This is a genomic window from Paraburkholderia monticola, from assembly GCF_001580545.1.
GTDB lineage: Bacteria > Pseudomonadota > Gammaproteobacteria > Burkholderiales > Burkholderiaceae > Paraburkholderia > Paraburkholderia monticola.
The window spans coordinates 206132-218978 of the sequence record NZ_LRBG01000001.1 but is presented as its reverse complement, the minus strand read 5'-3'; the positions used below and the strand labels follow the sequence as shown (position 1 = coordinate 218978).

Annotated in this window: 13 protein-coding genes; 3 read left to right on the top strand and 10 right to left on the bottom strand. The window is 66.6% G+C overall.

Translation table 11 applies throughout. From position 1 onward, the window contains the following. Positions 1-7 precede the first annotated feature (7 nt). From CI15_RS01025 to imuA, 3 genes are read right to left on the bottom strand one after another with little or no spacing between them, the layout of a single operon-like run. Complete coding sequence (locus tag CI15_RS01025) at positions 8-3157, bottom strand: error-prone DNA polymerase (protein ID WP_062123369.1); 3150 nt, start codon at positions 3155-3157, stop codon at positions 8-10. Positions 3158-3176: 19 nt separating this feature from the next. Then, complete coding sequence (locus CI15_RS01020; protein WP_174543186.1) at positions 3177-4646, bottom strand: Y-family DNA polymerase; 1470 nt, start codon at positions 4644-4646, stop codon at positions 3177-3179. Beyond that, positions 4576-5283, bottom strand: coding sequence for a translesion DNA synthesis-associated protein ImuA (gene imuA / locus CI15_RS01015; protein WP_062123366.1), 708 nt, complete (start codon positions 5281-5283; stop codon positions 4576-4578). Before imuA ends, CI15_RS01020 begins: the two co-directional genes overlap by 71 nt. Positions 5284-5367: 84 nt before the next feature. On the opposite strand from imuA, the gene CI15_RS01010 reads away from it, so the two are divergent. Beyond that, on the top strand, positions 5368-5628 hold the full coding sequence (locus CI15_RS01010) for a hypothetical protein (protein WP_062123363.1): 261 nt from the start codon (positions 5368-5370) through the stop codon (positions 5626-5628). Positions 5629-5667: 39 nt separating this feature from the next. Beyond that, complete coding sequence (locus CI15_RS01005) at positions 5668-6075, top strand: GFA family protein (protein ID WP_062123360.1); 408 nt, start codon at positions 5668-5670, stop codon at positions 6073-6075. A 9-nt stretch (positions 6076-6084) separates the two neighbouring features. Here CI15_RS01005 and CI15_RS01000 read toward each other — a convergent pair whose 3' ends face one another. Then, the gene (locus CI15_RS01000; RefSeq protein ID WP_062123358.1) at positions 6085-6495 is read right to left on the bottom strand and encodes a GFA family protein; all 411 of its coding nucleotides are present in this window, start codon (positions 6493-6495) and stop codon (positions 6085-6087) included. Positions 6496-6727: 232 nt separating this feature from the next. Here CI15_RS01000 and CI15_RS00995 point away from each other — a divergent pair, with 232 nt between their 5' ends. Then, positions 6728-7438: a gamma-glutamylcyclotransferase gene (locus CI15_RS00995; RefSeq protein ID WP_062123357.1), complete on the top strand. Its 711-nt coding sequence runs from the start codon at positions 6728-6730 to the stop codon at positions 7436-7438. A 25-nt stretch (positions 7439-7463) separates the two neighbouring features. On the opposite strand, the gene CI15_RS00990 is transcribed toward CI15_RS00995, so the two are convergent. The 6 genes from CI15_RS00990 to CI15_RS00965 form a co-directional block, all read right to left on the bottom strand. Then, positions 7464-8375, bottom strand: coding sequence for a LysR family transcriptional regulator (locus tag CI15_RS00990; protein ID WP_062123355.1), 912 nt, complete (start codon positions 8373-8375; stop codon positions 7464-7466). An 88-nt stretch (positions 8376-8463) separates the two neighbouring features. Further along, positions 8464-9252: an enoyl-CoA hydratase/isomerase family protein gene (locus CI15_RS00985; protein ID WP_062123353.1), complete on the bottom strand. Its 789-nt coding sequence runs from the start codon at positions 9250-9252 to the stop codon at positions 8464-8466. Positions 9253-9281: 29 nt separating this feature from the next. Next, a complete protein-coding gene (locus tag CI15_RS00980) occupies positions 9282-10175 on the bottom strand; it encodes an alpha/beta hydrolase (RefSeq protein ID WP_062123350.1) in 894 nt (297 codons plus the stop codon). 34 nt (positions 10176-10209) lie between these two features. Further along, entirely contained in the window at positions 10210-11391 is a 1182-nt protein-coding gene (locus CI15_RS36005; protein WP_082814158.1) for an alpha/beta fold hydrolase, read from the bottom strand. Positions 11392-11422: 31 nt separating this feature from the next. Further along, on the bottom strand, positions 11423-12133 hold the full coding sequence (locus tag CI15_RS00970) for a flavin reductase family protein (RefSeq protein WP_062123343.1): 711 nt from the start codon (positions 12131-12133) through the stop codon (positions 11423-11425). Positions 12134-12183: 50 nt separating this feature from the next. Beyond that, on the bottom strand, positions 12184-12636 hold the full coding sequence (locus tag CI15_RS00965) for a MaoC family dehydratase (protein WP_062123340.1): 453 nt from the start codon (positions 12634-12636) through the stop codon (positions 12184-12186). Positions 12637-12847: the final 211 nt, after the last annotated feature.

The window sequence follows — 12847 nt, the reverse complement described above, 5'->3', positions numbered from 1 at the left end:
GATCCGCTCAGCAGAAGTCCCGGCTCGTCGTCTGCAATTCGCCCAGCAGATGAGACATGTCGACGAGGCGCTGCGCCACGAGGTGCCGGACTTCTCCCTGGCATTGCCATGTGCCGTACACGGCGAGCAGCGCGGCGCCGAGCGCCTCCTTGCGCTGCTTGTCGAGCAGGGCCGGCCAGATGATCACGTTGACGTTGCCGGTCTCGTCTTCGAGCGTGACGAACACGACGCCCTTGGCCGTGCCGGGACGCTGACGCACCGTCACCAGTCCACAGGCGCGCGCGAGCCGGCCGTCGCGATAGGTCCGCAGCGTCGAGGCCGGCATCAGCCGGTTCGCGAGCAACTGCGGCCTGAGCAGTTCCAGCGGATGGCGGTTGAGCGTCAGGCCGAGCGAGCGATAGTCCGCCACGATGTCGTTCGCTTCGCTCGGCGCGCCCAGCTCGGGTGTTTCGTCCTGAGTCGCCGCGGCCGCGAGCATATCCTTGTCCGGCACCGCGACGACCGACTGCCACAGCGCTTCGCGGCGGTTTCCCGCGAGCGCGGCCAACGCATTGGCCTGCGCGAGCGCATGCAGGTCTTTGCGATCGAGCTGCGCGCGGCGCGCGAGATCGTTGACGCTCGCGAACGCACGCACCGCGCGCGCGTTCTCGATCCGTTCGGCTGCGCCGTCCTTCATGCCGCGCAGCAGCGAAAGACCGAGCCGCACGGCGGGGCGCGGCGCGTTGGCACGAGGTTCGAGCGAGGAATCCCAGCCGCTCACCGTCACATCGACCGGCAACACCTTGACGCCATGCCGCTGCGCATCCTGAACCAGTTGCGACGGCGAATAGAAGCCCATCGGCTGGCTGTTCAGCATCGCGGCGAGAAAGGCCTCGGGTTCGTGACACTTGAGCCAGCTGCTCGCGTAGACGAGCAACGCGAAACTGGCCGCGTGACTTTCGGGGAAGCCATATTCGCCGAAGCCTTTGATCTGCTCGAAGATCGCCTCCGCGAAGGCCTGGTCGTAGCCGCGCTCCTGCATGCCGAGCACGATGCGGTCGTAGTATTTTTCGAGTCCGCCCTTGCGTTTCCAGGCAGCCATCGCGCGCCGCAGCTGGTCGGCTTCGCCGGCCGTGAAGCCGGCCGCGAGAATCGCCACCTGCATCACCTGCTCCTGGAAGATCGGCACGCCGAGCGTGCGGCCCAGCGCGATCTTCAAGTCCTCGCTCGGAAAGGTCACCGGCTCGAAGCCCTGGCGGCGCTGCAGGTACGGATGCACGGCGCCACCCTGAATCGGACCCGGCCGCACGATCGCGACTTCGATGACGAGGTCGTAGAACTTCTCGGGCCGCATGCGCGGCAGCATGCTCATCTGCGCGCGCGATTCGATCTGGAATACGCCGACCGTATCGGCGGCCGAAATCATCGCGTAGGTCGCCTCATCCTCGGCGGGAATGTCCTGCATCTCGAAGCGCTCGCCGCGCTGCTCCGAAACGAGGTCGAGCGTGCGCCGGATCGCCGACAGCATGCCGAGCGCGAGCACGTCGACCTTGAGCAAGCCTAATGATTCGAGATCGTCCTTGTCCCACTCGATCACCGAACGGTCCGCCATCGCGGCGTTTTCCACCGGCACGAGCCGCGTGAGCTTGCCGCGGCTGATCACGAAGCCGCCCGAATGCTGCGACAGGTGGCGCGGAAAACCCAGCAGTTGCGAGGCGAGCTTCGCCCATGCCTGAATCAGGGGCTTGTCCGGATCGAGGCCGGATTCCGCGAAGCGCGCGAGCAGACCCTGGCTGGTATCGAACCACTGATGCGACTTCGCGACCGCATCGACGATCTGCGGATCGACGCCGAGCGCCTTGCCGGTTTCGCGCAGCGCCCCGCGCGGACGATAGGTCGACACCGCCGCCGCGATCGCGGCCCGGTCGCGGCCGTACTTGCGATAGATGTACTGGATCACTTCTTCGCGCCGCTGGTGCTCGAAGTCGACGTCGATATCGGGCGGCTCGCCGCGCTCCTTGCTGATGAAGCGCTCGAACAGCATGTTGCCGCGCGCGGGGTCCACCTCGGTCACGCCGAGGCAGTAGCAGACCGCCGAGTTCGCGGCCGAGCCGCGCCCCTGACACAGAATGTGCTGGCCGCGCGCGAAGCGGACGATGTCATAAACCGTCAGGAAATACGGCTCGTACTGCAGGTCCGCGATCAGTTCGAGTTCGTGCTCGATCTGCTGCTGCACGTGATGCGGAATTCCCGACGGAAAACGCCGCTGCGCGCCGATGTAGGTCTCCTGGCGAAGATACGAGGCCGGCGTATGGCCCGCCGGCACCAGCTCGTCCGGATACTCGTAGCGCAGTTCGTCGAGCGAAAACGTGCAGCGGCTCATGATGTCGACCGTCGCGGCCAGCGCGTCGTCCGGGTACAGGTTGGCGAGCCGCAAGCGCGAGCGCAGATGCTGCTCGGCGTTCGGCGCGAGATCGTAGCCGCACTCATGGACCGGTTTGCCGACCCGGATCGCGGTCATCGTGTCCTGCAGCGGCTTGCGCGAGCGCACGTGCATCACGACTTCGCCAAGCGCGACGACGGGTACATCCCGCCTCTTCGCGACGAACTCGACCGCGCCGCGATGCAGGTCGTCCATCGCGCGCTGATGCAGCACGAGGCCGACCCATGCGCGGCCGGTGAACGTGTCGTCGAGCCATTCGACCTGCGCGTCGAGCGCGTCTTCGCTGGCCGGGAAATCCGGCACGAGGATCGCGAGGCAGTCGGGCATGCCGAGCAGATGGCGAGAGTCCTTCTCCGGCCGCGACAGATCCTGCGGCGTGAGCCGGTATTCGCCCTTGGGCGCGCGCATGCGCGCCAGCGTGATGAGCTCGGACAGGTTGCCGTAGCCGTTGCGGTTGCGGGCGAGCAGGATCAGGCCGAAGGCCGGCGAACCATCGGCGTTGACGAGCCGGAAATACGCGCCGACGATGAACGGCAGCTGTGCCTGCTTCGCCGCGACATGCGCGCGCACGACGCCCGCGAGCGAGCACTCGTCGGTGATCGCGAGCGCGGAGTAGCCGAGTTGCGCGGCCCGCCCGGCCAGTTCCTCAGCGTGCGAGGCGCCGCGCAGAAACGTGAAGTTGGAAAAGCAGAACAGCTCGGCGTACGCCGGCAGCATCGTGAAGGGGGTGTCCATGGCCGCTCATCCGCGCCTGTCAGCCGAACAGGCCATGCAGGAACCAGCGTTGCTCTTCTTCCGCGTCGCGGCTGCTCACGCGTTCGCGGTAGATCCAGTAGCAGCTCTGGTCGTCCGCCTGCGCGACGAAGTAGTCGCGCGTGACGAGCTCGCCGTCGAACCAGCCGCTCTCGATGCGCTCGCCCGGCGACACCATCCGTAACGGCGAGCCATAGAACGGGCGGTGCTGGCGCATCAGCAGACGCACGGGCGTGTCGAGCATCCACGTCGGGCGCGGCAGATTCTGCGGCAGCGCTGCGGGTCTGATCGGCTGCGACACCGGCAGCCAGCGGTTCGCAATCTCCGGACGATGATCGGCGCTCGGCGCGGGCTTCAGCACGTTCTGCTCGCCGAGCCGCGCGACCAGCAGTTCGAGCAGGCGCTCGTGGTCCTCCTTCGAGCCGCCCGGTTCGGGAAACAGCGTGTCGGACGCGGGCGCGGCCGACTCGACGTTCGATGCATCGAGCCGCAACGCGATCACGGGCGCGGCGAGCTCGATACGATGCAGCCGCTCTTTCAGCAGGCGCATCAGATGTTCCTCGCGCCAGGTGGGCTCGCCGAGTGCGATGTCGATCGTGGTCGGCTCGATCGCATTGCGGCCGCGTTCGTGTTCGAGCGACAGGCGAATGCCGGTGAGCGCGAGCTGTTTCGCGCACAGCCAGCCGCACAGTTGCACGACCAGCCGCTGCGCGCCGAACACCGCGCCATCCGCGTGTTCGAGCCGGTCGGGCATCTCGATGCGCGCGCTGAACGTGGGTGGCAGCTCGAGCCAGTCGAACAGTTCGGGCGCGGTCCCGAACGCGCGGTCGAGCGAGTCGAGCAGATGTTCGCCGCAGCGGCGCTGCAAGCCGGCGCGGGGCAGGCGGCGCAGATCGGCGATGCGCTCGCATCCGAGGCCCGTGAACCAGTCGGCGAACGGGCGGACTTCGGGCACGGCGAGCATCGGCAGCGCAGCGAGGCGCTGTTCGAGCGACGCGAGCTTCAGCACCCGCCGGTTGCCATATTTCGCGAGCAGCCACGCGCCCTGGCCGGTCGGCGCGGCGCTGATGCGCGCGGTGAAGCCGAGCGCGGCGAGGATGGCTTTCGCGTCGCGGCACAGCGCGAGCAGGCCGCCGAAGAGCCGCAGACTCGCACCGATCTCGACCACGACCGTCGCCTCCTCGAGCAGCGCGACTTCGGGCGAGAAGCGCATCAACGCGACGCCCACCTCGCGATGGGCCGCCGCCTCGCGGCCGCTATCGCGCTCGAACATCTCCGTGTCCGGCGAGAGCGTCAGCACGCCCCCGCGCTTCATGCCGGGCCGCACGCCCGCCGAGCGCGCGGCGGGATCGGCCATGACCACCTTGTCTTTCTCCAGCACCGCGCAGCCATGCGCGGGCTCAGGCGACCACTTCGGTCTGAACACCTCGAGCGGCAACTTTGGCAGATGAACGGCGAGAAAGACGCGCATGTCGGGAAAGCAGAACGGGGGGGGGTTGAAGGGGAATCGACAGGGGCTCTGCGCGAGCGGGCCCTCGTCGTTTCACGATGTCGATGGTGAGGCCTTCGGCCGAGGGCCTGAGCGCGAGCCGCAGCAGCGCGGGCGAGGCGTCCTGCGCGGTGGCGAGCGGCCGCACCATGATGAAAAGCGTCTCCGACGACTGCGCGGCCAGATGCAGACGGCGCAGCGACGACGCCTGCGCGTACTGCGCCCAGAAGATCAGCGCGCCGCAACTGCCGGCGCGCAGGATCTGCTCGGCGGACCATAGCGCGTCGGCGGTTTTCGGCGCATTGATGCGCAGCACCTGCTGCAACGACAGGCCGATGTAGCTGAGCCCGAGGCCGTCCGGCGTGTGCGGCGGCTGCACGAAGGCGACCGGACGCTCGCCGACGGCGCTGAGCGCCGGCCGCAATAGCCTCAGCTCGCCGACGCCGGCCTGCTGCACGAGCAGATCGACCAGCGCGCCGAGCGGCCAGCCGCCGCCGGGCAATTCCGCCGACAGGGCCGGATAGCCGGTATCGATGCTGCGGCCGCGGCCCGCGCCAAGCTGGGACGCCCGCCACAGGGACGGGTGAATGGCTTCCGGTGCGGGCAGGGCGGCTGTCATTTGCGAAAATACCTGTATGGATATACAGTATCCTACATGGTTTTTAAGAGATAGCGAACAGGCATTTTTTTCGGGAGCGGATGAATGGACATGCGAGTGCGCAAGCCGGCCGGGCATCCGATGCCGGAGATCGCGGCGTTCGGCGAAGCGGGCATCGACGAAGCGATCCGCCGCGCCAAGGCGGGCGAGCCGACGTTTCACGCATGGGAAAACGGGCGCTCGGCGGGTACGGCCGCGCCGGCCGCCGCGAACGTCTGGCGGGTGGATCGCGCGGTGCGCGACCGCCATTACTGCGACGGTTGCGACGGCTCGTGCGTTGGCAGCACGAAGTCGTGCCGTCCATAATTGCCGTTGTGCCGTGCCCCCTCAACCTCGGAGAACCCCATGCTGCGCACGTACCGCGGAAGCTGCCATTGCCAACTCGTGAAGTTCGAAGCTCGCATCGATTTCGACCAGGGCACGTCGAAATGCAATTGCAGCTACTGCAGCAGGCTGCGCTTCTGGCACGTGCAGGTTCGCCGCGAGGACTTTCGTCTACTCAGCGAAGAAACCGCGCTCGCCGAATATCAGGGCGACAATCCGGTCGCGCATCACCCGTTCTGCAAACGCTGTGGGGTGCACGTATTCGATCGCATCGATATGCCCAACGGCACGGGGTATCCGTATATCAACGTGAACATCATGTGCCTCGATGAACTCGATCTCGACGCGGCGCTGAATGCGCCCGTGACCTATCGGGATGGGCTGCGCAACGACTGGGGCAATCCGCCTGACGAAACGCGGCATCTCTGATCGCGCCGCTCAGGGCGCTCTGCGCGGATGGTGGGGGATGTCCGGCTGGTGGGCGTCCAGTCGATGCCGCTCGCTCGCAAACTGAACGAATTCTGGTTTGAACCGCGCAGGCTCGTCGAGCGTGCCGGCATAGAGCGTCACGATGTCCGGCGCGTGATGCGGCGTGGCGAACAGCAGGCTGCCGCAATGAGCGCAGAAGTTGCGCGTCGTGGGCATGCCGCTGCCGCCGATCTTCGTATAAGGCCTGATTTCGCCTGTGAACGAAAAGTCGGCCGCTCTCACCACGACGACCGGCAATCCCGCCGAACCGGACGCACGCTGACAATCGCGGCAATGGCAGATCAGTTGCGCGAGCGAATCACCGCGCGCTTCGTATTGCACCGCGCCACAGAGGCAGTGCCCCAGCCAGGGTGTCGTCATCGATCTTCTCCGGTTCAAATGGATCCAGCGGTGTGCCGCCGGGTGCGCAGAGTATGCCATCCGGACGGCTTCGGCTTCGGCTGATGCGGATACCGATGCCGTTTCGTGCGCTCGGCGCTCCTTCACTGCATAGACCTTTCCAGCCGCAACAAAAGCGCATTGCCAGCGGCCTGCTTGGCCGGCGAGCCTTGAGCATCTACAGTTGTGCTGTCATGGCAACCACCTCCATTTCATGCCCGGCGATCCGAAACAGCTGGCTTCCGGCTACGAGCTGACGCGCGAACACCTGTCGCAGGGCACGCTGCTGCACGCGCTGCGTGCGGACCCGCCGGCCGGCCTGATCTTGCGTAGCGATGCGGAGCTCGAACGGACGCTGCAGGCGTTGCTCGGCTCTCATGAGGCCGGGCAGGACCTTCACGTGTTCGGCTACGGCTCGTTGATGTGGAATCCCGCGCTCGAGGTCGCCGAGAGCCACGTTGCCCGCGTACACGGCTGGCATCGCGGCTTCTGCCTGCGGATGATCTTCGCCCGCGGCACGCCCGAAGAGCCCGGCGCGATGCTCGGGCTCGACCGCGGTGGTGCGTGTCGCGGTCTGCTGCACCGCATCGATGCCGCCAAGGTCGAGGCCGAGTTGCGCCTGTTGTGGCGGCGCGAGATGCTGGCCGGCGCCTATGACGCGCGCTGGGTCCGAGCGACCGTCGGCGCTCGCCCCATCCGCGCGCTGACGTTCGTCGTCAATCGCGCGCACGAGCGCTATATCGGCGGCTATCCCATCGATCAGGTTGCCCACCTGATCCGCACGGGCCGCGGGCCGCTCGGCACCGCGCGCGGGTATTTCGACGAAACCGTGCTGACGCTCGAACGTCTCGGCTTGCTCGATGCGGGCATCGAACGCCTGCGGCGCGCGATCCGCGCCGCGGATGCAGCCGACTCCATCGATTGAACATGACCCGCGTGTCACCCACGCGTCACCGACGGCGCAACTCGTCGTCGCGCTCGAACAGTTCGACGAGCCAATCGATGAAGACCCGCACTTTCGCGCTCAGATAACGATTGGGCGGGTAGATCACATGCACCGGCATGGTCGGTTGCGGCCAGTCTTCGAGCAGCGGCACGAGTTTGCCCGCGCCGATCGCGTCGCGCACCGAGTAGGTCGGCGCCTGGATCAGGCCGAGACTGGCGAGGCCGGCGGCGAGATAAGCGTTCGTATCGTTGACGATGAGCCGGTGCTTCAGCTGCAAACCGCTTTTCCGATCGTCGTACAGAAATGGAAACGAGGGCGGGTAGCCCGCGTGCGACGGAATCATGCCGATGGTCGGCAGACCGCGTAACTGATCCGGCGAGTTCGGCTTGCCGTGCGCCGCGAGAAATGCCGGCGTCGCGCAGGTCGTGAAACCGAAACTGCCGATCTGCCGCGCGACCAGAAACTGCTCGTCGACCTTGCCGGCCCGGATCGCGCAGTCGAAGCCCTCGGCGATCAGGTCGGCGCGCTCATTGCCGACCTCGAGTTCGATCTCGATGTCGGGATAGGTGCGGTAGAAATCGTCGAGCGCGGGCACGAGCACGAGCGCGCCGATCGCGGTGGCCGCATCGACACGCAGTCTGCCCGACGGTTTCAGGCGCGCATGACTGGTCGACGATTCGATATCCGCAAGCTCCGCGAGCAGGCGCACGACGCGCTCGTAGTAGATCGCGCCTTCCGGAGTGAGCGTGACCGAGCGCGTCGTGCGATGCAGCAGGCGGACCTTCAGGTCTTCCTCGAGTTTCTGGATCAGCCGCGTCAGCGACGCGTTCGGCATGTCGAGCGTTTCGGCCGCCTTCGTGAACGTGCCGGCTTCCACCACACGGACGAAGGCGTTCATCGCAGCGATGCGGTCCATGACGGACGTCTCCATTCGATTTGGGGAGACCTCATTAGACCGCACAATTTCGCTGCCTGCTGTTTGGGCGCACTACCTGCGTTCGCGCTTAGCGCCCCTTGAAGTCCATCACCGGGCGCGGGCGTCCGGCTTTCAGCGCTTCGACCGCGGAACGGATGCCGCGCTGTGCGTCGTCGGATTCGAACAGAGGCATCGCGATGTCGAACATGGCCTGGTCCGCGGCTGCGACGCCGCCGACTGCCCACGCGCGCAACAGCGCCTTGTGCGCGGCATAGGCGCGGGTGGGGCCGAGCGCGAGCTGGCGCGCGAACGCGGCTGCGTCCTGCAAAAGATCGGCGTCGGCCACGACCCGATTGACGATGCCGAAGCGTTCCATCGTTGCGGCCGGGACTTTCTCCGAGGTCAGCGCCCACTCGGATGCGCGCGAGCGGCCCGCGCGCTCCGCGACCCGGTAGATGCCGCCGAGCACCGTGACGATGCCGAGCGTCTGTTCGGGATGGCCGAACGTCGCCGATTCCGCCGCGAAGATCACGTCCGCGCGCAGCGCGAGCTCGAAACCGCCGCCGAAGCACAGCCCTTGCACCGCGGCGATGACCGGTACCGGAAGATGCTCGAAGCGGTTGAACACGGACATGTAGTGGTCAAAGCGCGCACGCAGTTCACGCACGCTCGCATCGGGCCACGTCATGATGTCGCCGCCGAACGAGAAGTTTTCGCCTTCGCTGCGCACGAGCACCGCGCGCGCGTCGCTGCGCTCGATCGCGGCGACGGCCGTGGCCAGCTCGTCGATCATCCGGTCGTCGATGCGGTTTTGCGGAGGGCGGTCGATGACGATCGTAGCGAGCCCATCGTCGAAACTGACAGTCAGGTGAGCCATGGAAGATTCCTTGGTCGGAAGAAGGGAAGTTAGCCGAGGTGCTGCTTGAACCATTGAACAGCGGCTTCGCTCGAAACGCGGAATTGCGACAGATACGGATCGAAGTGGCCGCCTTCGATCGTCACGAGCCGCTTGGGTTGCAGCGCGCGTTCGTAGGCAGCGAGTTCGAGATCGGTCAGCGTGATCGCGTCGCGCGTGGCGACCACCATCAGGAGCGGCGTCGGCGAAACGCGCGCGATCCATTGGCCTGGCTCATACATCCGCGCGGCACGCGTCGAGCGGACCGTGACGTTGTTTTCCCAGGCACCATCGGGCAGCGGCTGCAGATAAAAATCGATTGCGTCTTTGGCGCGATACGACGCCGCCACGGCGGGGTCGCCACTGACGATCGCCTGACGGCGCGGCGGCTCGCCGCGCAGTTGCGCGCGGTCGTCGTCGGCGAACGCTTCTTCGATCGCGGCGACATTTTCCGGCGCAATGCGGCGCAGCCCCTGTTCGTAGCCGCTGATCGTCGGCACCTGAGCGACGACGCAGCGCAGGCGCCGCTCGGTCGCGCCGAGCACGATCGCATGACCGCCGGCGTAGCTCGTGCCCCACAGGCCGATGCGCTTGGGGTCGACGACGTCGAGACTTTCGAGGAAGCTGATCGCGCGCCGCCAGTCCGTGATCTGACGCCACGGATCGATGTCGTGGCGCGGCGTGCCTTCGCTCGCGCCAAAGCCGCGATGATCGTGCAGCAGCACGACGAAGCCCGCTTCGGCGAAGGCGCGTGCGAACGGCTCGAGCCCGTGTTGCTTCACGCCGGCGTAGCCGTGCGCCATCGTGATTGCGGGGCGCCGTCCCTCGCCGGGCGGAACGAACAGCCAGCCGCGCAGCTTGACGCCGCCGTCCACTTCGAATTCAACGTCGGTACGTTTGACCATATCCATCTCCGGGGAATGTGATTGAGCGCGCGCATTACGCGCTGCGATAAAAGAGGCTCGCGTCGAGCGCGCCTTGCAGCCGGTGGCCGAGTTCGGCCGAGAATTTCAAAGCACCGCCGAGCGGACGATGATGGATCGCGATGTGCACGATCTTGCCTTGCGGGTTCTTCGTCAGCACGGTAACGCCGCGCATCTGTTCGCCGCCGAAGGCCTGCACTTCCCATTCGAGGTAATCGCGCAGACCGCTGTGCGCTTCATGCGTGAACGAGAGCGCTTCGTAGATCCGGCTCGCGGTGGTCATGACGGTCTTAACCTGATCGATGCCGACGGCGGGCCTCGCCAGCACGCTCGCTTCGAGCACGACATCGGGCGAGAACGTTTCGGCGAACGCATCCGCGGATTTCTGCCCGAATGCCCGGGTCCACCCTTGCGGCGCGACCGGCACATCGGAGGTGCTCAGTACACCCTGGTGTCGATCGAGGTTCGCGAGAAACGAGGTGACGGCACGCGCGATCGCAGCCGGTTGCTCGACGTGCGGCCAGTGACCGGCGCGCTCGATCGAGACGAGCTCCGCAGCCTTGAAACGCGGCGTGACGCCGAGCGAGATCAGCTCGGCGGTGACGAAAGTGTCGCCGTCGCCGCGGACGATCAGCACGGGGCCGCGGTAGCGCGAAGGTTCCGCACCGCTCGGATGGCCCGCGTTCCAGAGGTCGGCGAAGGTGCCGGCCGCAGTTGCGTCGACACGGTCGCCGAGTTGGCCGAGGCGCTCGAGCTGGATGTCGTCGAGATGCACCGACACGTTGCGACGTAACGCGCGTTGCGCCGCCGGATTACCGCCGAGGGCATGGAAGCTTTGCATCGCCTCGGCAGCCAGGCCGGTGCCGTCGAGCGGTACTGGCGTCAGCAGGACGAGGCCTCTGACCAGCTCGTTCAGCCGTACCGCGACGAGTTCGGCGATCTGCGCGCCCATGCTGTGGCCGATCAGCACCACGGGCCGCGAAAGGGCGCGGATCTGCGTCGTGATGTCCGCCGCGAAACGATCGAGGCTGTAGGGGCCGGGCTCGGCGGCGCGCGCGCCCATTCCTGGCAGATCGACGCGCAACGCGTCGTTCGCGCGCTCGCCGAGCTGCGGCGTGAGGTCGTCCCAGACGGCGGCGCCATCGAGGAAACCGTGGATGAACACGAGGGCGGGCTGGGTCGGATGAGTGGGATTCATGGATATTCCGTCAGTCGATTCGAAACGAAGATCAGCGCGTCGCGCCGGAGGCGGACCAGTTCGCCGTGTCGATCGGCGAGTAGCCGTCCTCGAAGTCGTCGAGCCGGCCGATGCGTTTGTTTTGCAGACGCGCGAGCACCTGCGGGTCGAGCGGCGTCGTGAATGCGCTTTGCACGACCGTGTATTCGGCGGCAAGGCGACCGACCGCCTGCAGCGCGGCGGTGTCGATACGGCCGCGATCGAGATAGAGGTCGTCGCGAATCTGGAAGCGCAGCACTTCGCCGAACACCACATGGTCGTGCTGGTTGCCGATCGGGATGATCCGCTCCACCTTGCATTCGAGCGCGATCGGCGCGGCCTTCACGCGCGGCGGGCGGACCGTCAGCGATTCGGCCTTTTCAAGGCCGATCGCCTCGAACTCGTCGACCTCGGAAGGGAATTCGAAAGCACTGCGATGCAGCGCATCCGCGAGTTCGAGGTTCGCGATGTTGACGACGAACTCGCCCGTGTCGCGGATATTGACGAAGGTGTCCTTCAGCGTAACGCCGTCGGAGCGTGGCTGCATCGAGATCGAAATCATCGGCGGCTTGCGGCCGACCGCGGTGAAGAACGAGATCGGCGCGAGGTTCGCCACGCCGTCTGTTGAAAGCGTGCTGACCCACGCAATCGCGCGCGGCAGGATCGAGCCGATCAGCAGCTTGTAGTTTGAGGCGGCGTCCTGGGTGGAGGGATCGACGATCATGATGGAGGTCCTTGCGAAGTGGTGCTGAAGTGTTTGAATAAGCGGCGGCGTTACGCGGGGCGGCGAGCGACGATCAGTTTGGCGGTCATGTCCTGCACGGTCTGGCCGTGCTGATTGATCGTTCTCGAGCGCAGCACCAGCGTGCCGCGATCGGTGCGCGAGCGCGAAGGGATCAGTTCCACCACTTCGCTTTCGACGTGCAGCACGTCGCCGGGGCGCGTCGGCAGCGTCCATTGGAGCTCGCACCCGGCGCCGAGCACGCCGTTGGCGAGCTTCGGCCCCTCGCTGACGAGCAGACGCATCGTGATCGCCGCGGTATGCCAGCCGCTCGCGGCGAGGCCGCCGAACATCGAGTGGCGGGCGGCTTCGTCGTCGAGATGGAAGGGCTGCGGATCGAACTCGCCGGCGAACCGTCGGATCGCGGCGGCGCTGACTTCATACGTGCCGGTGGTCGTGGTGTCGCCGACCTTGAGGTCGTCGAAATAGAGCATCTCCTGACTCATGAGCGTGTCCTTGCAAGAGGGAGGCTGCGGGCTGGCCGGGTGGTCGCGCCGCTGTCCCGTGGATCGTGCAGCTACTGTAGGGAAGGGCTCGGGAAGGAGTAAGAGGGTGCCGCTGAATGCATCATTTCAGGCGGATCAATAATCGGCGGCGCTGGCGGCGCGCGAACGGTGTCGATCATGGCGATGGCGCGGCACACGATCGCGATTATTG

Coding starts and splice junctions, on each gene's coding strand:
- CI15_RS01025 (WP_062123369.1), bottom strand. CDS start 3,157: ATGGACACCCCCTTCACGATGCTGCCGGCGTACGCCGAGCTGTTCTGC.
- CI15_RS01020 (WP_174543186.1), bottom strand. CDS start 4,646: ATGCGCGTCTTTCTCGCCGTTCATCTGCCAAAGTTGCCGCTCGAGGTG.
- imuA (WP_062123366.1), bottom strand. CDS start 5,283: ATGACAGCCGCCCTGCCCGCACCGGAAGCCATTCACCCGTCCCTGTGG.
- CI15_RS01010 (WP_062123363.1), top strand. CDS start 5,368: ATGGACATGCGAGTGCGCAAGCCGGCCGGGCATCCGATGCCGGAGATC.
- CI15_RS01005 (WP_062123360.1), top strand. CDS start 5,668: ATGCTGCGCACGTACCGCGGAAGCTGCCATTGCCAACTCGTGAAGTTC.
- CI15_RS01000 (WP_062123358.1), bottom strand. CDS start 6,495: ATGACGACACCCTGGCTGGGGCACTGCCTCTGTGGCGCGGTGCAATAC.
- CI15_RS00995 (WP_062123357.1), top strand. CDS start 6,728: ATGCCCGGCGATCCGAAACAGCTGGCTTCCGGCTACGAGCTGACGCGC.
- CI15_RS00990 (WP_062123355.1), bottom strand. CDS start 8,375: ATGGACCGCATCGCTGCGATGAACGCCTTCGTCCGTGTGGTGGAAGCC.
- CI15_RS00985 (WP_062123353.1), bottom strand. CDS start 9,252: ATGGCTCACCTGACTGTCAGTTTCGACGATGGGCTCGCTACGATCGTC.
- CI15_RS00980 (WP_062123350.1), bottom strand. CDS start 10,175: ATGGTCAAACGTACCGACGTTGAATTCGAAGTGGACGGCGGCGTCAAG.
- CI15_RS36005 (WP_082814158.1), bottom strand. CDS start 11,391: ATGAATCCCACTCATCCGACCCAGCCCGCCCTCGTGTTCATCCACGGT.
- CI15_RS00970 (WP_062123343.1), bottom strand. CDS start 12,133: ATGATCGTCGATCCCTCCACCCAGGACGCCGCCTCAAACTACAAGCTG.
- CI15_RS00965 (WP_062123340.1), bottom strand. CDS start 12,636: ATGAGTCAGGAGATGCTCTATTTCGACGACCTCAAGGTCGGCGACACC.